This window comes from Flavobacterium adhaerens, from assembly GCF_040045115.1.
GTDB classification, from domain to species: Bacteria; Bacteroidota; Bacteroidia; order Flavobacteriales; family Flavobacteriaceae; genus Flavobacterium; species Flavobacterium adhaerens.
This window is the reverse complement of the sequence record NZ_JBDLZX010000006.1, coordinates 44,973-63,182: the sequence shown is the minus strand read 5'-3', so window position 1 is coordinate 63,182 and position 18,210 is coordinate 44,973. Positions and strand designations below refer to the sequence as shown.

The 18,210-nt window shown below is 33.5% G+C and carries 18 protein-coding genes and 1 tRNA gene; 15 read left to right on the top strand and 4 right to left on the bottom strand.

All coding sequences use genetic code 11. The features are described from left to right. Positions 1 to 253 precede the first annotated feature (253 nt). The 6 genes from ABEB18_RS09770 to ABEB18_RS09745 all read left to right on the top strand — a co-directional run bounded on the left by ABEB18_RS09770 (position 254) and on the right by ABEB18_RS09745 (position 5,029). Positions 254 to 327 (top strand) — tRNA-Ala (locus ABEB18_RS09770). Positions 328 to 376: 49 nt separating this feature from the next. Next, entirely contained in the window at positions 377 to 625 is a 249-nt protein-coding gene (locus tag ABEB18_RS09765) for a GIY-YIG nuclease family protein (protein ID WP_348799120.1), read from the top strand. Between the two features lie 267 nt (positions 626 to 892). Continuing rightward, positions 893 to 3,022 carry a prolyl oligopeptidase family serine peptidase gene (locus tag ABEB18_RS09760; RefSeq protein ID WP_348799119.1) on the top strand — a complete coding sequence of 710 codons (2,130 nt, stop codon included), beginning with the start codon at positions 893 to 895 and terminating at the stop codon, positions 3,020 to 3,022. A 312-nt stretch (positions 3,023 to 3,334) separates the two neighbouring features. Continuing rightward, the gene (locus tag ABEB18_RS09755; RefSeq protein ID WP_348799118.1) at positions 3,335 to 4,108 is read left to right on the top strand and encodes a threonine/serine exporter family protein; all 774 of its coding nucleotides are present in this window, start codon (positions 3,335 to 3,337) and stop codon (positions 4,106 to 4,108) included. Positions 4,109 to 4,110: 2 nt separating this feature from the next. Then, the gene (locus ABEB18_RS09750; protein ID WP_348799117.1) at positions 4,111 to 4,593 is read left to right on the top strand and encodes a threonine/serine exporter family protein; all 483 of its coding nucleotides are present in this window, start codon (positions 4,111 to 4,113) and stop codon (positions 4,591 to 4,593) included. Positions 4,594 to 4,714: 121 nt separating this feature from the next. After that, positions 4,715 to 5,029 (top strand): HPF/RaiA family ribosome-associated protein, encoded by a 315-nt coding sequence (locus ABEB18_RS09745; protein ID WP_348799116.1) that lies wholly within the window; start codon positions 4,715 to 4,717, stop codon positions 5,027 to 5,029. A gap of 71 nt (positions 5,030 to 5,100) precedes the next feature. Here ABEB18_RS09745 and ABEB18_RS09740 read toward each other — a convergent pair whose 3' ends face one another. Next, positions 5,101 to 5,664 (bottom strand): porin family protein, encoded by a 564-nt coding sequence (locus tag ABEB18_RS09740; RefSeq protein WP_348799115.1) that lies wholly within the window; start codon positions 5,662 to 5,664, stop codon positions 5,101 to 5,103. A 288-nt stretch (positions 5,665 to 5,952) separates the two neighbouring features. On the opposite strand from ABEB18_RS09740, the gene ABEB18_RS09735 reads away from it, so the two are divergent. The 5 genes from ABEB18_RS09735 to ABEB18_RS09715 all read left to right on the top strand — a co-directional run bounded on the left by ABEB18_RS09735 (position 5,953) and on the right by ABEB18_RS09715 (position 10,725). Continuing rightward, positions 5,953 to 8,412, top strand: a complete 2,460-nt coding sequence (locus ABEB18_RS09735; protein ID WP_348799114.1) for an AsmA family protein — start codon at positions 5,953 to 5,955, stop codon at positions 8,410 to 8,412. Between the two features lie 2 nt (positions 8,413 to 8,414). Continuing rightward, complete coding sequence (locus ABEB18_RS09730; RefSeq protein WP_348799113.1) at positions 8,415 to 8,924, top strand: nuclear transport factor 2 family protein; 510 nt, start codon at positions 8,415 to 8,417, stop codon at positions 8,922 to 8,924. A gap of 78 nt (positions 8,925 to 9,002) precedes the next feature. After that, positions 9,003 to 9,677, top strand: a complete 675-nt coding sequence (trmB, locus tag ABEB18_RS09725; protein WP_348799112.1) for a tRNA (guanosine(46)-N7)-methyltransferase TrmB — start codon at positions 9,003 to 9,005, stop codon at positions 9,675 to 9,677. 67 nt (positions 9,678 to 9,744) lie between these two features. Next, positions 9,745 to 10,371, top strand: a complete 627-nt coding sequence (locus ABEB18_RS09720) for a LysE family transporter (protein ID WP_348799111.1) — start codon at positions 9,745 to 9,747, stop codon at positions 10,369 to 10,371. 15 nt (positions 10,372 to 10,386) lie between these two features. Then, on the top strand, positions 10,387 to 10,725 hold the full coding sequence (locus tag ABEB18_RS09715) for an MGMT family protein (RefSeq protein WP_348799110.1): 339 nt from the start codon (positions 10,387 to 10,389) through the stop codon (positions 10,723 to 10,725). Positions 10,726 to 10,757: 32 nt separating this feature from the next. Here ABEB18_RS09715 and ABEB18_RS09710 read toward each other — a convergent pair whose 3' ends face one another. After that, entirely contained in the window at positions 10,758 to 12,365 is a 1,608-nt protein-coding gene (locus ABEB18_RS09710) for a L,D-transpeptidase family protein (RefSeq protein ID WP_348799109.1), read from the bottom strand. Between the two features lie 353 nt (positions 12,366 to 12,718). Between ABEB18_RS09710 and ABEB18_RS09705 the strand changes: the two genes are divergently transcribed. The 4 genes from ABEB18_RS09705 (at position 12,719) to ABEB18_RS09690 (ending at position 15,250) form a co-directional block, all read left to right on the top strand. Continuing rightward, entirely contained in the window at positions 12,719 to 13,846 is a 1,128-nt protein-coding gene (locus ABEB18_RS09705) for an Mrp/NBP35 family ATP-binding protein (protein ID WP_348799108.1), read from the top strand. A gap of 81 nt (positions 13,847 to 13,927) precedes the next feature. Further along, entirely contained in the window at positions 13,928 to 14,167 is a 240-nt protein-coding gene (locus tag ABEB18_RS09700; RefSeq protein ID WP_348799107.1) for a NifU family protein, read from the top strand. A 244-nt stretch (positions 14,168 to 14,411) separates the two neighbouring features. Beyond that, entirely contained in the window at positions 14,412 to 14,885 is a 474-nt protein-coding gene (locus ABEB18_RS09695) for a hypothetical protein (RefSeq protein WP_348799106.1), read from the top strand. A 47-nt stretch (positions 14,886 to 14,932) separates the two neighbouring features. Further along, on the top strand, positions 14,933 to 15,250 hold the full coding sequence (locus tag ABEB18_RS09690; RefSeq protein WP_348799105.1) for a 2Fe-2S iron-sulfur cluster-binding family protein: 318 nt from the start codon (positions 14,933 to 14,935) through the stop codon (positions 15,248 to 15,250). 188 nt (positions 15,251 to 15,438) lie between these two features. Here ABEB18_RS09690 and ABEB18_RS09685 read toward each other — a convergent pair whose 3' ends face one another. Continuing rightward, a complete protein-coding gene (locus ABEB18_RS09685) occupies positions 15,439 to 16,617 on the bottom strand; it encodes an acyl-CoA dehydrogenase family protein (RefSeq protein ID WP_348799104.1) in 1,179 nt (392 codons plus the stop codon). A gap of 154 nt (positions 16,618 to 16,771) precedes the next feature. After that, positions 16,772 to 18,178 carry a carbohydrate porin gene (locus tag ABEB18_RS09680; protein ID WP_348799103.1) on the bottom strand — a complete coding sequence of 469 codons (1,407 nt, stop codon included), beginning with the start codon at positions 18,176 to 18,178 and terminating at the stop codon, positions 16,772 to 16,774. Between the last annotated feature and the right edge of the window lie 32 nt (positions 18,179 to 18,210).

Here is an 18,210-nt window from a genome sequence, read left to right as displayed (position 1 = left end):
CTCATTTGGCTAGAGCGTCCCGATGAAAAATCGGGAAGACGACAGTTCGAAAGTGAATTCTTAAGTTGATAAATTTTGGGGGATTAGCTCATTTGGCTAGAGCGTCCCGATGAAAAATCGGGAAGACGACAGTTCGAAAGTGAATTCTTAAGTTGATAAATTTTTGGGGGATTAGCTCATTTGGCTAGAGTGTCCCGATGAAAAATCGGGAAGACGACAGTTCGAAAGTGAATTTTTAAGTTGATAAATTTTTGGGGGATTAGCTCATTTGGCTAGAGCGCTACGCTGGCAGCGTAGAGGCGACCGGTTCGAATCCGGTATTCTCCACAAAAGGTCCAAACAATGTTTGGGCCTTTTATTATTATTACAAGAACATATGTACTATACTTACATTATCTATTCTAAAGCAATTGACAAATACTATATTGGTTCTTGTGAAAACGTTGAGAAAAGATTGGATGATCATTTGAATAGCAGGAGTACATATACTAAAGTTGCCAAAGATTGGGAAATAAAATATTTCGAAGTTTTCGAAACCAGAAGTGCTGCATTCCAAAGGGAACAACAAATTAAAAAAATGAAAAGTAGAAAGTATATCGAAAATTTGATCGTAAGTAAGAACTAGAGCGTCCCGATGACAATCGGGAAGGCGATCGGTTCGAATCCGGTATTCTCCACAAAAGGTCCAAACATTGTTTGGGCCTTTTTTTGTTTTTATCAAAATTTGTCTTTGCAAAAACCACATGTTGCAAATGATGTAGATTTTTAAGATTATTCAAAAAAGACATAATATTCTTTGTAGAGTTTGATTTTTTTGTGTCATTTTGTTGTTTTGGCTCGAATTTCTACAATAACTTTCCTATTTTTGTGAGAAACCCAAATCAATTTTAAAATGAAAAAAAATCTGATTCTCATGGCAGTATCTACTTCTTTGGTTTCTTTTGGACAAAGCCAAAAAACAAATACATTACAATATCCACAAACAAAAAAAGGCGAAACGGTCGATGTTTATTTCGATACCAAGGTAAGTGATCCTTACCGTTGGCTTGAAGACGATAGATCGGCAGAAACAGCCGACTGGGTTAAAGAGCAAAATAAGGTTACATATGATTATTTAGGTCAAATTCCGTTTAGAGAAGCTTTGAAATCCAGAATGGAAAAACTTTGGAATTACGAAAAAGTGGGAGCGCCATTCAAAGAAGGAGATTTTGTTTATTATTATAAAAATGACGGCTTGCAAAATCAAGCAGTTTTGTATCGTAAAAAGACAGAAGGGAAAGAAGAAATTTTCTTAGACCCTAATACTTTTTCAAAATTAGGAACTACATCTTTAGGAAGTGTTGATTTTTGCGAAGACGGTTCCAAAGTAGCTTATTCCATCTCAGAGGGAGGTAGTGACTGGCGTAAAGTAATCTTGATGGATGTGCATAATTTTGAAATACTCGAGGATACTTTGGTAGATATAAAATTCAGCGCTATTGCTTGGAAAGGAAATGAAGGTTTTTATTACTCTAGTTATGATAAACCAAAAGGGAGTGAACTTTCGGCCAAAACCGATCAGCATAAATTGTATTATCACAAATTAGGAACTTCTCAAAAAGAAGACAAAGTGATTTTCGGTGATAATCAAAAGCGTCGTTATGTTACTGGGACAGTTACAGAAGATAATCGCTATTTGATAATTTCGGCGGCCAATTCTACTTACGGGAATGAATTATACATTCAAGATTTGACCAAACCAAATGGCACAATTGTATCGGTAGTAGATAATTTTAAGAATGACAATGATGTGATTGGTAGCGAAGGAAATATATTATTTATTGCAACCGATCTCAACGCTCCCAACAAGCGTATAGTGAGTGTGAATTTCGACAACCCGAAATCAGAAAACTGGAAAGATATAATTCCTGAAACCGAAAATGTACTCACACCAACTACGGGAGCTGGATATATTTTTGCTAATTATATGAAGGATGCAGTGTCGGTGGTTAAGCAATATGATTTTTCAGGAAAATTGGTACGCGAAATCCAATTGCCTGGTTTAGGAACGGCAGCTGGATTTGCGAACAAGAAAAACGAGAAAGTGCTTTATTATACCTTTACCAATTATATTACTCCGGGCACTGTTTATTCCTTTGACCCAAAATCAGGAAAATCAACAGTGTATGCCAAACCCAAAGTAGATTTTAAATCCGATGAGTATGTTTCGTCTCAAGTATTTTATACTTCCAAAGACGGAACCAAAATTCCAATGATTATAACCCACAAGCGAGGTTTGAAACTAGATGGGAATAATCCGACCATTCTTTATGGATATGGCGGATTCAATATTAGCCTTACACCAAGTTTTAGTGTTGCCAATGCGGTTTGGTTGGAAAACGGCGGAGTTTATGTTGTAGCCAATCTTCGAGGAGGTGGTGAATACGGTAAAAAATGGCACAACGCGGGAACTAAAATGCAAAAGCAAAACGTGTTTGACGACTTTATTGCTGCAGCCGAATTTTTGATTGCTCAAAAATATACATCACCTAATTTTCTTGCTATTCGTGGTGGATCGAACGGCGGATTGTTGGTAGGTGCTACTATGACCCAACGCCCAGATTTGATGAAAGTTGCTCTGCCAGCTGTGGGGGTTATGGATATGTTGCGTTACCATACTTTTACTTCTGGAGCTGGTTGGGCTTTTGATTATGGGACTTCGGCAGACAGTAAGGAAATGTTCGAATATCTTAAAAATTATTCGCCTGTTGCCAATGTGAAGTCTGGAGTTGCATACCCAGCGACTCTTGTTACTACTGGCGATCATGACGATAGAGTTGTACCCGCACACAGTTTTAAGTTTGCTGCCGAATTACAAGAAAAACAAACTGGAGGTAATCCTGTACTTATTCGAATCGATATCAATGCAGGGCATGGAGCCGGAAAATCATTAGCAGCCACTATACAGGAAAACTGCGATATTCAGGCTTTTACTTTGTATAATATGGGAATTACAACTTTGTCAATAAGTAGTAATCCATAAGTTTTATAAGCAGCTTGAAATTTATCATAAAAGGCTTCAAAAAAATCATTTTAGCAAACGTCAATCATTAGATTGGCGTTTTTTTGTTTTTAGAACTCGAAAAATGACGTTCCAATCACCAATATTTGTGGGCGAAATTTCAAAAAGCACCACATAATAGATGGTTTTGCTACTCTTTGTTATAAGCGAAATCGATAGAATTCACCTATTATTTATTTTCTGTATAAATTTCCGTTTTTAGGGGGGTAATCATTCTTTATAAGGTGTTAAATTCTTAAGTTTGAGTGTAATAAATTAACAAGCGTATCAATAATGGAAACAGTTGTCAAACCAAGTAAATGCGATCTAGGAGAAACGCTCTTAGAAATAGGTTCCTTACTCATGGTTTCTGGAGCCAATTCAGAACGTGTCAAAGTGACCATCAGTAGAATTGCCAGTACTTTTGACTGTGACTTGGATTTAATGATTACTAGCCATGCTTTGATGATGACTTTGACTTATAAGGATAATATAAAAACCTTTACCAGTGTAAAGTCGGTGCCCAATATGCACCTCAATTTCAATCTCATTTCAGATATCAGTACTATGAGTTGGAAAATTGTCGAAGAAAAATGGCCAGTGGAGCGAATCAATAAAGAATTACTGCTCTTAAACAGAGAGTCTTTGTATTCAAGACCCTTGGTGTTGTTTTTAGTGGCGTTAGCTGGAGCTTCATTTTGCAGATTATTTGGAGGTGATTTCATTGAAATGGGGCTTTGTTTTTTGGGGACTTTAGTTGGTCTTTATGTAAGGCAGGAAACCATGAAGCTCAAATTTAATTTTTATTTATGTATCTTTTTTGCTGCCTTAACCTCTTCTTTCTTGGTTGCGCTTTGTTCTTTTTTAAATCCTGGAAGAGATTTTGTATATGCTTTGGCAACATCTGTATTGTTCCTAATCCCTGGGGTGCCTATGATTAATTCCTTTTCCGACTTTATTGATGGAAATATATTAAACGGAACCAATAGAGGTGTAAACGTTTTGGTCATCGCCTTTGCTATATCATTGGGATTGATGGTTTCATTATTAATTTTTAATTTACACTAAAAATGGATTTTGCTTTATTAGAAAAAGGAATTTGGTTGGGTTGTGCAGGAATTGGTTTTGCGGTTTTGTTCAATGCACCACGTAGAACATTGGGGTTTATTTACATTATTTCGGCATTGGGAGGATTGCTCAAATTTTATTTGATATCATTAGAAGTAGGATTAATTTTTGCAGCCTTATGTGGTGCCAGTTTTATTGGTTTTTCAAGTGTATTGGCGGCACATTACCGTCACTCGCCTCCGATGACTTTTGCGCTTCCAGCATTAATACCTATGATTCCAGGTTTTTTTGCGTACAAAGCTATGGTTGGCATAATGAAATTAACGGCCGAGAAAGATCCCGATGTCTATACCAAACTTTTTTTTGAAACCGTAAATAATGGACTCTCGGCTTGGTTCATTGTATTGGCTCTGTCGGCTGGTGTTGCGATTCCGTTACTTATTACCCGAAAAGAAACAGTCAAAAGAATTAAAACGGAAAGCTAACTAGTTTTCGTCTTAAAAAAAGTGTCTTAATGTTTTACTAAAGCAATGATATTACCCAGTATATTTATTATATTTGAGAATAGAAGGTTTTTTGAGAATAAAAATTTTAAATAGAAATATTATGAAAGTACAAATTAATACAGACAAAAATGTCGAAGGAAGCGGTAGATTAGAAGCTTATTTTTCAGGTGAAGTCGAAAAAAAATTGTCAATTTTTGAAGATAAAATAACACGTGTCGAAGTACACTTTGGAGATGAGAATAGTGCCAAATCAGGGGTAAACGATAAACGTTGCATGATTGAGGCAAGACCATCCAATATGCAGCCTATAGCCGTGACCGAACATGCTGAGTCTATCGAAAAAGCTTTTATTAGTGCCTTAGACAAAATAAAAAAATCTTTGAAAACAGTTTTTGATAAGCAAAAAGCGCATTAGACCAATTTTCAAAATAAAAAATGCCTTAAAGTACTTTCTTTAAGGCATTTTTTTATGATTTAATTTTTATTTTAGAATTGGAATGCTGCACCTATTTGAAAAACTTGATTTTTTCCGTTGTCATTATAGTCTCCCTCTTTGAAAACACTATTAAAGCTGGTAATAAAACGACCATTAATAGATAATCCAAATGGAAGATTAAATGATGCTCCAAATGCCCAAGCAGGATCAAAAGTATCGAAATCAAAATCCGGATCAATTAACGGATTGTTAGGATCTGATTTGTCATTTATTTTAAAACCAAACTGAGGACCTGATTCAAAACTTAACATTTTCACCGCATAAATTTTCGCCAATACAGGAACTGTGATGTAATCTATTGTGTAATCCCCTATATTATTGCTAAAACCTTGACTAGAATACTGAAGCTCAGGCTGAATGAAAAGCAAGCTTTTTATCACAGGAATTTCTTTGTAAAGACCTATGTAATAACCTGTTTTATTGGTCGAATTTTCATAATCACCACTTACCGTTGCTAGATTTACCCCAGCTCTAACTCCTAAACTTTGTGCCGAAACAGTATTTGATACTATAAACATAAAAGCACCAAACAATAAAATTTTTAATAATTGCATATTTTCTTTTTTTTAGGTTAAAATCCAATTATGGAATAATTGGTTCAAAAGTACTACAATATTTTAATTTCAACTTTATTTATAATTCAAAAAGCAAGCATCAATACCGTGTTTTGAGCCTATTTTGAAATTCTTAAACAATTACAAATAAAGCGTTAAAATCATTAATAAATAACGCTAAACGGTATGATAAATTGTGTTACCTTTGAGTAAATTATTTACAAATTCATAATGAAGCTATTGCGGTTTTAAGTAAAAAATGTTTTTATGTTTTAAAAAATAAATCAGATGGATAAAATTATTCACAAAGCGAAATTGTTTCTAAAAACAAAAACATTTAAAATAATTAAAATCTTCTTAGTTTCTTTTTTAGTCCTACTACTACTGATTTTTATTGGATTGCGAATTTATTTTGAGAGAAATAAAGATCATATTCTGACCGAAATCAATCAAAAAATCAATGATAATATTTCGGGTTATGCCCATATAGGGGATCTAGGTTATAAGTTTTTGATTGGCTTCCCCGATTTTACAGTTGTTTTGAATAAAGTAGAATTACGAGATAGTTTATATGCAGTTCACAAGCGAAGTGTGCTCAAATCAGAGGAAATAGAAGTTCGTTTGAATGTTTTGGGTTTACTTCATAAAGCCGTAGAAATTGACAGAGTAGTATTAATCGATACCAAAATTGATTTGTATAAAGATAAAAATGGCGTTAGCAACTCTAATATTTTTAGACCAAATTCAAAGAAAAATAAGCCAAAATCCAAAAAAGATACCGAAATCAATAAAATAGATTTTAAAAATGTAGTTTTTATTTCTCAAAACGCACAGCGAAATAAATTATTCCATTTTGAAGTAGCCTCTTTAAAAAGCAAAATAAATTACACAAGTAGTGGTTGGGATACCAATGTTTTTCTTGATGTTACGGCCAAGAGTATGGCCTTTAATACTCGTAGAGGGAGCTTTATAAAAGATAAAAGAATAAAAGGAAAATTAGAAGTTCAATATACTAACGAAAAAAACACAATTGAGGTTGTAACTAACAGACTCGGAATTGGTAATGATGACTTTGACATTAAGGCGAGTTTTGGTTTAGATAAAGCGCATCCAATGATGGATATAAATATCACAACAAATATTATGTGGTTAGACGCGGCTCGATTATTGGATAATCACTTGTTTGGAATCCTAAATCATTTTAATTTAAAGAAACCTTTAGACGTAAACTGTAGCATAAAAGGAGACCTGAATGCAGAAGGAGATCCAGAAATTATTGTCGTAGGAAAAATCAAAGACAATATATTAGTTACACAAGAAGGTGAAACAACCAATTGTAGCTTTATTGGAAAATACACTAATAATGTAAAAAAAGGTCTGGGGCATGTCGATGCAAACTCTGCAGTGATTGTAAACAATTTCAAAGGAGTTTATGAAGGAATTCCCATTGAAATAAAAAATGGAGCCATTAATAATCTAGAAAAACCAGTTGCAACAGGAAGTTTGCATTCTAAATTTAAAGTCGAAAAACTGAAAAATATTTTCGAAGATAATTTTGTAAAATTCAATAGCGGAACAGCTAATGTTGATCTTGATTTTAATGTAAACATAGTGGATCTTCGTATTTCAAAACCACATTTCACAGGCAAAATTAATATTGAAAAAGCCAACATACTTTACAAACCCAAAAACTTAATGTTTCAAACTAACGTCCTTCTTGATTTTTCGGACAAAGCATTGTTTATTAGGAATATAAAGTATCAAAGTCAAAGAAACATTGTTTATTTAGAGGGGAGAATTGATAACTTCTTGAATCTCTATTATGATGATCCTCAAAAAATGGTAGCCGTTTTGAATCTCAAAAGTCCTTTTCTAGATGTTAAAAAATTTTTGGGAGTTTTGACCTATAAAGAGAAAGGGGCAAAAGTTAAACAACATCAAACCAGTAAAGCTGATTCTAAAAAAAGAGTTGCATTAGTCTTAAAATGCAAAGTAGATTTGAATTTGGATCTTGAGAAAATGGTGTATTCAAATTTGACAGCTCAAAATGCCAAAATCAACATAATACTTAACAACAGGAATATGTTTATTAGGCAAGGTTCGCTAGAAACTTGTGGCGGAAAAATTACTTTTGATTCCCAACTAATTCCTCAAGATGAAATCTTCCATGCCAAAACATTGGTCAATATTAATAATGTTGACATTCCTCGTTTTTTGAGTTCATTTAAGAATTTCGGAATTACTTCATTTCAACCCAATAATGTAAAAGGAAACCTTTCGGCAAAAGCAGATATGTTTATCAAAATAAATGACAAAGGCGATTTGATAAACGAATCTACTCAAGGCAACTTACAGTATAATATTACCAATGGATCTTTGGTGAATTTTAAACCCATTATGAAGGTTGGTAAATTTGCTTTTCCTAATCGAGATGTAAAACATATTGTATTTAATGATTTATCTGGAAAATTGAGTGTAGATGGTCATTTGGTCAATGTCGATTATTTTAGAGTGAGTTCGAATGTGCTAAATTTTGATGTCGAGGGTGTTTATTCTTTTACAAAAGGAACAAAATTAGGTCTTGTAATCCCGTTAAGAAATCCAGCTGATGATTTGAAAATAAAAAACACTAAGGAAAGAGACGCATTACGATACAAAGGAATTGTTGTTCATTTGCTTGTTGTAGATGGCAAAGATGGAGAGATGAAAATAAAATTAGGACATATTCCTAAAAATGAATTGAAATAATTATGAAAATATTTTTTTTAAGTTTAACAGCACTAATGTTAATCAGTTTTAATGATTTACATAAAACAGAATCTAATGAAAAAGAACAAATAAACAAAATGCTAGACTCATGGCATAAAGCTGCCGCCGATTCAAATTTTGATGTTTATTTTGGAATGATGACCGAAGATGCAATCTACATAGGAACGGATCCAACCGAGAATTGGAATTTAAGTGCGTTTAAAGCATTTGCCAAGCCTTACTTTGATAAAGGCCAAGCTTGGAATTTCAAATTGCACGGTCAACGTCATATTTATTTTGATCCGTCTGGTAAAATAGCTTGGTTTGATGAACTTTTGGATACCCAAATGAAAATTTGCCGTGGCTCTGGAGTTTTAGTAAAAATTGGAAAACAATGGAAAATAAAACATTATGTTTTATCAATTACCATTCCTAATGATAATATTGATGAAGTGGTTAAAATCATTACCCCTATAGAAGATAATTTATTGCAAATGAAAAATACAAAATGATGCTTTTTTTGATTTTTTAAAGTTAGAAGTGACCATTCTTATAGAATTGCTTAATTTTGCCGAAATTAAAATTATATCGTGGGAAGTAAAAATAAACTAAAAAGGTTCAAAGAAAACGAAACGTTTAATAATGTTTTTCAACCAACAAGAGAAGAGGTAGTAGGGAATTTATTCGCATTGAGAGGGAAATGGAATGCTGATTTTTTTAAAAATGATAATCCAATTGTTCTTGAATTGGGTTGTGGAAAAGGGGAGTATTCTGTAGGACTGGCTGAAAGATATCCAAACAAAAACTTCATCGGAATCGATATAAAAGGAGCCCGTTTTTGGCGAGGAGCTAAAACAGCAGTAGAAACAGGGTTACATAATGTTGCTTTTGTTCGTACTCAAATCGAATTAATCAATCATATTTTTGCAGAAAATGAAGTAGATGAAATTTGGATTACTTTTCCAGATCCTCAAATCAAATACAAAAGAACAAAACACAGAATGACCAATTCTGAATTTCTGAAACTGTATAAAAAAATCCTTAAAAAAGACGGAGTAGTCAATCTAAAAACCGATAGCGAGTTCATGCACGGTTATACTCTCGGATTACTGCATGGTGAAGGACACGAAGTTTTGTATGCAAATCATAATGTGTATGTAAATGAAGGAAGTCCTGAAGAAGTAACTGCATTTCAGACTTTTTACGAAAAACAATATCTAGAAATAAATAAAGCAATTACCTATATCCGTTTCAAAATAAAGTAGTATTTAGGTTGTTTTTTGCAGCTTAAATAGTAGTTTTTGAAATATTGAAGTGTTTAAAAATGAATAGATGGTATTAGTACTCCCTTTTTTTCTTGGCTTTATAGCTGCTGCTATTGGTATTACCCCTCCTGGGCTGATAAACATGACTGCGGCAAAAGTAAGCTTGAAAGACGGAAGAACTGAAGCTATTTTTTTTGCAATTGGAGCCACAATAATTGTTTTTTTTCAAACATTTTTAGCACTATTGTTTGCCAATTTTATTAATAGAAATCCAGAAATCATTAGTAGGTTGCAAGAAGTTGGTTTGTTTATCTTTATAGCGCTGACAATTTATTTTTTTTGGAAAGCCAAAAAACCAAAACTACCCAAAACCGAGATAAAAACCTATAGCAAAGCAAACCGATTTTTTTTAGGGATGTTGCTTTCAGCGCTAAATTTATTTCCTGTTCCGTATTATGTTTTTGTCTCGATTACACTAGCTACCTATGGGTATTTTCATTTTGCAACCTCGTTTATTTATGCGTTTGTAATTGGTGTTGTGGTAGGTTCTTTTTTAGTTTTTTATCTTTATATCTTATTCTTTAAAAAAAGAGAGGCAAAATCCTCTTTTTTAATCAATAATGGGAATTACATTATTGGAGCCATTACAGGTTTGGTTTCTATAATCACACTTTTTAAACTAATTAAGGGATAATTTAATTAGGGATTTATGGAAAAAAGTGAAAATTTTTTCGAGAGAGTTTATGTAGTGGTTAGACAAATACCATACGGTAAAGTTACTTCATATGGAGCAATAGCTAAGGTTTTAGGAGCAGAACGTTCGGCAAGAATGGTGGGATGGGCTATGAATGCTGCTCACGATCTCGAAGATGTTCCAGCACATCGAGTGGTAAATAGAAAAGGAATACTTACTGGCAAACATCATTTTGATGGAACTAATTTGATGCAACAGTTGCTAGAAAATGAAGGGGTTGTTGTTAAAGATAATCAAATAGTCAATTTCGAAGAATGTTTTTGGTTACCCGAAATGAAAATGCCCTCAAAATAAATAGGAATTCTGAGAGCATTTTATTTTAGTCTTTAATGGTGGTCTAAATGTAACGCCTTGTATAAACGTTCATCACGCTCATAAATATCTGTAAAGAAATTTACCTGACCATCATCATGAACCCAAGCGGTGTAATATCCAATATAAATTGGGACTTTGTCTTTAAGGACACAAGGAGTTTCTTCTTTTCCGCTCATAGCTTCGTTTATTTTGCTTATTGGCCATTCAGGATAATCTGCCAAAAGTTTTATGGCTAATTCTTTTGCTTTTTCAACATTTATACAGCCATGGCTAAAGGTTCTGGATTCAAAATCAAATAAATTTTTCTGCGGAGTGTCGTGCATATAAATATCATTAGGATTTGGGAATAAAAATTTCACTAATCCTAATGAGTTTTCGGGGCCAGGTTTTTGTCGGTAGCGACCATTATTAACTTCTATGTTTTGCTCCTCAAGATATTTTGGGTCTTGTGAGACTTTAAACTTCAAAACATTTTCGACTATGCTCGAAGGAATATTCCAATACGGACTAAAAACAATACGATCTATTTTGCTGCTAAAAATAACAGTTTCATTCATTTGGGTTCCTACAAATACTCTAGATTCAAGCTCGAATTTGCCATGCTTAACATATATCAATCTAAAAGATGGAATATTAATCATTACATATTCTGGATCACTTTCTAGATAGGGAGGAATCCATCTGCAACGCTCCATATTTACTAAAAGTGTTTGAATTTGTTTGCTATAAGGCGTATTCAATAATTTGATGTGCTCAGGAGCAATGAAAAAATTTTGCTTTAAACCATGACGTTTTTTAAAATTCAATACTCCGGTCATTAATTCGGTATCATAGACATTTTTTTTAGAATCAGTTTTCAAATCTCCATAAATAAACAAGCGATTCCGTATTTGTGCAATGGTGCTAGAAGTGTCGTCGGGTTTAAATTCGATATAAGTTGCTGAAGTGTCAATTCTTTTCCATGGATTGTTTTTTTCAATGTCTTGGTATTTTTTTAAGGCTTTTTCTAATTTATAGTATTGGCTAAAAAAGGCAGAATTATTTTTATTGATTAAGGCTGGCGAAACGAGCAAAGAATCTAATGCTTTTTCATACGAGATTTCTTTTTTAGGCAAATTCCATCCTAATTCTTTTACTTTTTTTTCGTCAAGCCCGTTATAAATTTTATCAACATAAAAAATGTACATACAGGTAATTAAAATTTCAGAATCTTTTTTAGAAGGCTTTTGCAGAGCGGTTTTGTTGAAAATGTTTTCAAGATCTTTTTTGTAAGGAACACTAGAAATGGAATTGTCTTCGGATAATTTTTTTACCTTATCATATAGCATTTGTCCTAACTCGCCAATACCTCGATCGTCATACCAAATAGTGTGATAATCCCGATTTTTGTATAGTGTTTCAGTCGATTTTTGATACTTTTTATAATCTGAATATTTTTTAAAAAAAACAGTAAAATAATTTTTATCCAAACTAAAAGCCGAATCTACTTTAACAATGCTACTTTCAGTAGTTGGATAAGTATAATTTTTGTGAAATTTTGTTTCAGAGTTTATAGATTTGAAAGAGCAAACTATAAAAAATACAATCAATAGGAATGATAAAAGAGTAATTTTTTTCATTTTCACGTTTTTTAGAGTTAACAGTAGGTCTTGTTGTGGGGCTCTAAAAAGATAAATGCGGTTATAAATTTACTAAATATTCATTTGAAAACCAATTTATTGTTTGGCATGTTTGTATTTGAGATGTTGGATTTATATATTCAAAAAAAGGATCTGATTCCTGAAAAAACAAAAAGACATTAGTACTTCTAAAAATGAGATTGATGATTTTTAATAATCATGTAGGGTTTCGTTATAAATCGATTTTAAAAAAGATTAAAAATCGCAAAGGAAAGCTTATCTTTGCAACTTAAAACGGTATAAATCAATCTTTGAATTTATACCATTTGACATAAATAGGAAAAACCTCTGAAATGAAATTAGATAGAAAAGATATCCTTAAGGCTTTAGAAACAATTACTATAGCTGGGGAAGGTAAAAATATGGTTGAAAGTGGAGCTGTTACCAATGTGATCACTTTTGGAGATGAAGTTGTGGTAGATTTAGTTTTGCACACCCCAGCAATGCATATCAAAAAAAGAGCTGAAGACGACATCAAGAAAACAATACATGAATTAGTATCTGCTGATGCTAAAATTAAAGTCAATGTAAAAGTTGAAGCTCCAGAAAAAAATGAAATAAAAGGAAAAGCAATTCCAGGTATAAAGAATATTATTGCGGTTGCTTCTGGAAAAGGAGGAGTAGGGAAATCTACCGTAACAGCAAATTTAGCTGTAACACTTGCCAAAATGGGATTTTCAGTTGGAGTTTTAGATGCCGATATTTACGGGCCGTCTATGCCAATCATGTTTGATGTAGAAAGCGAAAAACCAATTTCAGTCGAAGTAAACGGTAAGTCTAAAATGAAACCCGTAGAAAGTTATGGTATAAAAATGCTTTCCATCGGATTTTTTACTTCGCCAAGTCAAGCTGTAATTTGGAGAGGACCAATGGCTTCCAAAGCGTTAAACCAAATGATTTTTGATGCCAATTGGGGAGAATTAGATTTTATGTTGATCGATTTACCTCCAGGAACAGGAGATATTCATCTATCGATAATGCAGTCATTACCAGTAACAGGTGCAGTTGTAGTAAGTACGCCTCAAGCGGTGGCTTTGGCAGATGCCAAAAAAGGAGTTTCAATGTTCCAGTCAGAGGCAATCAATGTTCCTGTTTTGGGAGTTATAGAGAATATGGCTTATTTTACTCCAGAGGAATTGCCAAACAATAAGTATTATATTTTTGGTAAAGAAGGAGCTAAAAACATGGCCGAAGACTTAAGTGTTGCTTTTTTAGGTGAAGTGCCAATTGTACAATCTATTCGTGAAGCAGGTGATTACGGTCGTCCAGCTGCTTTACAAACAGGTTCTATCATCGAAAATGTTTTTGATGAAATTACTCGTAATGTAGTAAATGAGGTCGTGAATAGAAATGAAAATTTAGAACCAACCGAAGCGATCAAAATTACCACAATGGCTGGATGTTCGGCTGTAAAGAAATAATTTTTAAATTCATAGTCTATCTATAAAATGCACAATTGTTGTGCTAATTGTAATCAAGAGATGGAATTATATATATAACTTATGGAAACAGAAGAATTAACAAACGTTATTTTAAAAGCACTAGAGGAAATCAGGCCTTTTTTGAATTCTGATGGTGGCGATATAACACTAGTTTCAATTGAAGATGGTAAACATGTAAAAGTACGTCTCGAAGGAGCTTGTACTAGTTGTAGTGTAAATCAAATGACTTTGCGTGCAGGTGTCGAAACTACAATTAAGAAATTTGCGCCTCAAATTGAAACAGTTGTTAATGTAATTTAGATAGGTTTCGTTGTAAGGTTTGCTTTTCTAAATAGGATTTGAATTTTGTGTTCGCAACACTCTTTTTGAGATTGTGAAAAAATCACAAAAAGACCTTTTTAAAAAGATATTCATTAAAGAATAATTAATAAAAAAATCTTTTTTTTCATTATGCGTAAAAATTATAACGAATAATTCAATTTTTTTTCGATCGATTTTTTAAATAAAGATTTATTTTTGTAGCCTAACCTACAAACTTTGAATTATGAAAAATCTGTATTTGTTATTCGTTTTATTTTTATGCTTTTCCAAATCGTACGGGCAAGAACCAATTCAAGAAGCATACGTAAAAAAAACATATGTAAGTGTTGATGAAGCTTGGGAAGAGATAACTTTCAGCAGAATTATTGATGTGTGGTCAAATAGATTAGGACAGTTAAAAATATCTAATGCTGAATTTTTAAAGGTGCTTAGTGACGGTAAAGCGAATATGTTAGAAAATAGTGCTTATGTTACTGCAGAATTTGCATCGCAAATCCAAACTAAAAGCAAAACCGAGAAAAACGGATTGTTAAAAATAACCTACGAAGGGAAGTTGGTTTTTAAAACCATAAATGGTTCTTATTCGCCAAACGCAGTTATTGTTTTTGTCATCAATCAGGCTGATGTTGTTGGTCTGATAATATTCAATAAAGAGAATAGAAAAGAAATTGCTGTTGATCTTGAAGTAAAAGCATAACAAGAATAAAACGGTTTTTTCTTTAAAAAAATAAATAGTTATAATAAATGGATGTTTTAATAAAGATTAAAGACAGAGAAGGAGTAGTTCATGATTTGCAAGCTCCTACTGATATGGCAATGAATATTATGGAATTGTGTAAAGCTTATGAGTTACCTGTTGAAGGAACTTGTGGCGGAATGGCGATGTGTGCTTCTTGTCAGTGTTATGTTCTTAATGATGTAGAATTGCCAGCAATGGGAGATGATGAAGAGGCGATGTTATCTGAAGCTTTTTATGTAAAAGAGAATAGCCGTTTGGGGTGTCAAATTCCGATTACTGAAAGCTTGGATGGCTTGGAATTAGAATTGGCTCCAGAATATTAATTGCATTATTTTAAAGAGTAGTTTTTCAGTCTGTTTTTATAAAACATAGACAAGAAAAAATAGTTAAGTCACAAAAACAATATATGTTATGTTGTTTTTGTGACTTGTTTTATGGGGTATTCTGTTCTGAAACAAGTTAGCACAGAAAATTCTTATTATGAGTAATTAATTGAAAAAAGTTTTATTATTTATTTGAATGCTGAAATTCCTGTAATATCCATACCAGTAATCAATAAATGAATATCATGTGTTCCTTCGTACGTGATTACCGATTCAAGGTTCATCATGTGGCGCATAATGGAATATTCGCCAGTTATGCCCATTCCGCCAAGAATTTGCCTGGCTTCTCTAGCAATTTGAATGGCCATTTCTACATTATTTCTTTTGGCCATAGAGATTTGAGCCGATGTGGCTCTTCCTTCATTACGTAAAACTCCAAGTCGCCAGGTCAACAATTGAGCTTTGGTGATTTCGGTAATCATTTCGGCTAGCTTCTTTTGCTGTAATTGGGTAGCGGCTATTGGTTTTTCAAATTGAATTCTTTCTTTTGCATATCGCAAAGCTGTATCGTAGCAATCCATTGCTGCTCCGATAGCGCCCCAAGCAATTCCATATCGAGCAGAATCTAAACAGCCAAGCGGAGCTCCTAGTCCAGATTTGTTAGGTAATAAATTCTCTTTTGGGATTTTTACATTATCAAAAATCAATTCACCAGTAGAGGAGGCGCGAAGTGACCATTTGTTGTGAGTTTCTGGAGTCGTAAAACCTTCCATACCTCGTTCAACTATCAAGCCGTGTATTCGTCCTTCTTCATTTTTTGCCCAAACAATTGCAATATCCGCAAATGGAGCATTTGAAATCCACATTTTGGCTCCATTCAAAAGATAATGATTGCCCATATCTTTAAAATTGGTAATCATACTTCCTGGGTCAGATCCGTGGTTGGGTTCTGTAAGCCCGAAACAGCCGATGAGTTCACCAGTAGCTAGTTTTGGTAGGTATTTTAGTCTTTGTTCTTCGCTTCCGTATTTCCAAATTGGATACATAACTAATGATGATTGTACTGATGAAGTAGATCGTACACCAGAATCACCACGCTCAATCTCTTGCATTATTAATCCGTATGATATCTGATCCAATCCTGCCCCTCCATATTCTGCTGGAATATAAGGGCCGAAGCCTCCTATTTCGCCTAAACCTTTAATGATTTGTTTTGGGAATTCTGCTTTTTGTGCATATTCTTCAATTATTGGAGAAACTTCTCGTTTGACCCAAGCACGAGCAGCATCACGAACTAGTTTGTGTTCTTCATTTAATAAATCATCTACATTGTAATAATCGGGTGCTTGAAATAAGTCGGGTTTCATGATTATATTTTTAAGTTATTACAAATCTACATAAAGAAATATAACAAATACAAAATGAAATGTTATATTGTATGAAAAAGTAAATTAAAATGAAATAACTTATTAATCATTGGATGAAATAATCTTTTTGAAAATAATGATTTTAAGAGAGGAGTTACCAAAGCCACCACTCGACTTTTGCTCCCAAATACTGTCCCCATTTTTTAGTGCCGCTTTGAGCGAGATATGGAGAGTAAAGATTGTTTGCTGCAAAATCATTATATCGAGCCAAGCTATAGACGAATCTAAAATGAGGCCTTTCCCAGACATCTCTTTTTGCAGTAGGTACTATTGTTGGGGCAATAGTAAACTTTGTCATTTGAGCAAAATCTTGAGTTCCATCTTTTCTCCAAGCCAAATCGAATTCGTGTAGTAAGTGAAGCCAATCTTTTATATACCAAGTTCCTCTTGCGCCAACGGCAATATCTTGTTTTCGGTTGAATAATAATTGTTTGTGTAAGTAGTCAGGGGCTTTGTTTAAACTATCACTTGCACCTCTACTTTTTGTATAAATTGCATAACCATTTAAGGAGTAATTCTTGCTCAGATTTAATAAAAAAGTTTCTGTTAATGCAATAGAATAGGCTTTTCTAAAATTATTAGTTCCTAAATGCGGAGCGCCATATGTAGTGTATGTTCGGCTACTTCCTCCGTCTCCGCCATTGGCTATTCCCGATCCATAACGAGCGCTAATTGCATTAAAAGAACCTGGGAGTTTAGAGGCGATTGTTCTGAGGTATTTTGCTCCAATAACACAGCCCCAATCGGAGGGGTAATTGTATTCGGTATCAACGTCTTTTGAAATTCCAGAAGGAAGACGTTGAAATTCCCCCATTAATTTTATATAGCCATTGTTAGATCGTATGGTGTGTTCTAAAATAGAAATATACCTGTTGCGCAATCCTAATGTAGGCGTACCATTTACAATGTTTAGGTAGAAATTAGGAGGTAGTGTAGAAGTTGTGTCTATTGCGCCAGCAAAAATCAACGTGAATTGAGTGTCTTTGTATTTGATGCCTCCACCTTGCCCAGAATGATCGTCAAAATAAAAATGATCAATAATATGGATATCGTCACCTCGGAATAATCTTGCTCCCATCCAAATACTCCAGTCACTCCCCATTATGTTGTTGGCTTCGGCATATAATTCTGGTAAAGCAGTTACTATTCCTCCTATAGATTTGTTCGAAACATTGCCTATTAGTTGCCCTTGGGTGGTATAAAAAGCAAATCGAGCTTGGACATTGATTTTGGTTTTTTCTTTGTTTGCTATTGAAGGATTAAAGTGTAATGCAGTGGCTAATTCAAAATAGTCATTCTCTTCAAAACGTCCTCCTATTGAACCCATTCCGTTTAAATTTAGTGATTGTGGAAAAGAATCTCCTCCATCACCTAGAGCATACGCAACACCAGCCCTACCATAACTACCGATTGAAAAATTTTTGTTTGAAATCGTTGGGATTTGAGCAATGGTGTGTAAGGATACTAAAATAAGATAGCATACAAGGAGTTTTTTTTTCATAAGATTCAATTTTGTAAATTTTATGGAGAATT

What these genes read in the sequence shown, in the direction of transcription:
- ABEB18_RS09765 (WP_348799120.1), top strand. Translation starts at nt 377, where the DNA reads ATGTACTATACTTACATTATCTATTCTAAAGCAATTGACAAATACTAT.
- ABEB18_RS09760 (WP_348799119.1), top strand. Translation starts at nt 893, where the DNA reads ATGAAAAAAAATCTGATTCTCATGGCAGTATCTACTTCTTTGGTTTCT.
- ABEB18_RS09755 (WP_348799118.1), top strand. Translation starts at nt 3,335, where the DNA reads ATGGAAACAGTTGTCAAACCAAGTAAATGCGATCTAGGAGAAACGCTC.
- ABEB18_RS09750 (WP_348799117.1), top strand. Translation starts at nt 4,111, where the DNA reads ATGGATTTTGCTTTATTAGAAAAAGGAATTTGGTTGGGTTGTGCAGGA.
- ABEB18_RS09745 (WP_348799116.1), top strand. Translation starts at nt 4,715, where the DNA reads ATGAAAGTACAAATTAATACAGACAAAAATGTCGAAGGAAGCGGTAGA.
- ABEB18_RS09740 (WP_348799115.1), bottom strand. Translation starts at nt 5,664, where the DNA reads ATGCAATTATTAAAAATTTTATTGTTTGGTGCTTTTATGTTTATAGTA.
- ABEB18_RS09735 (WP_348799114.1), top strand. Translation starts at nt 5,953, where the DNA reads ATGGATAAAATTATTCACAAAGCGAAATTGTTTCTAAAAACAAAAACA.
- ABEB18_RS09730 (WP_348799113.1), top strand. Translation starts at nt 8,415, where the DNA reads ATGAAAATATTTTTTTTAAGTTTAACAGCACTAATGTTAATCAGTTTT.
- ABEB18_RS09720 (WP_348799111.1), top strand. Translation starts at nt 9,745, where the DNA reads ATGGTATTAGTACTCCCTTTTTTTCTTGGCTTTATAGCTGCTGCTATT.
- ABEB18_RS09715 (WP_348799110.1), top strand. Translation starts at nt 10,387, where the DNA reads ATGGAAAAAAGTGAAAATTTTTTCGAGAGAGTTTATGTAGTGGTTAGA.
- ABEB18_RS09710 (WP_348799109.1), bottom strand. Translation starts at nt 12,365, where the DNA reads ATGAAAAAAATTACTCTTTTATCATTCCTATTGATTGTATTTTTTATA.
- ABEB18_RS09705 (WP_348799108.1), top strand. Translation starts at nt 12,719, where the DNA reads ATGAAATTAGATAGAAAAGATATCCTTAAGGCTTTAGAAACAATTACT.
- ABEB18_RS09700 (WP_348799107.1), top strand. Translation starts at nt 13,928, where the DNA reads ATGGAAACAGAAGAATTAACAAACGTTATTTTAAAAGCACTAGAGGAA.
- ABEB18_RS09695 (WP_348799106.1), top strand. Translation starts at nt 14,412, where the DNA reads ATGAAAAATCTGTATTTGTTATTCGTTTTATTTTTATGCTTTTCCAAA.
- ABEB18_RS09690 (WP_348799105.1), top strand. Translation starts at nt 14,933, where the DNA reads ATGGATGTTTTAATAAAGATTAAAGACAGAGAAGGAGTAGTTCATGAT.
- ABEB18_RS09685 (WP_348799104.1), bottom strand. Translation starts at nt 16,617, where the DNA reads ATGAAACCCGACTTATTTCAAGCACCCGATTATTACAATGTAGATGAT.
- ABEB18_RS09680 (WP_348799103.1), bottom strand. Translation starts at nt 18,178, where the DNA reads ATGAAAAAAAAACTCCTTGTATGCTATCTTATTTTAGTATCCTTACAC.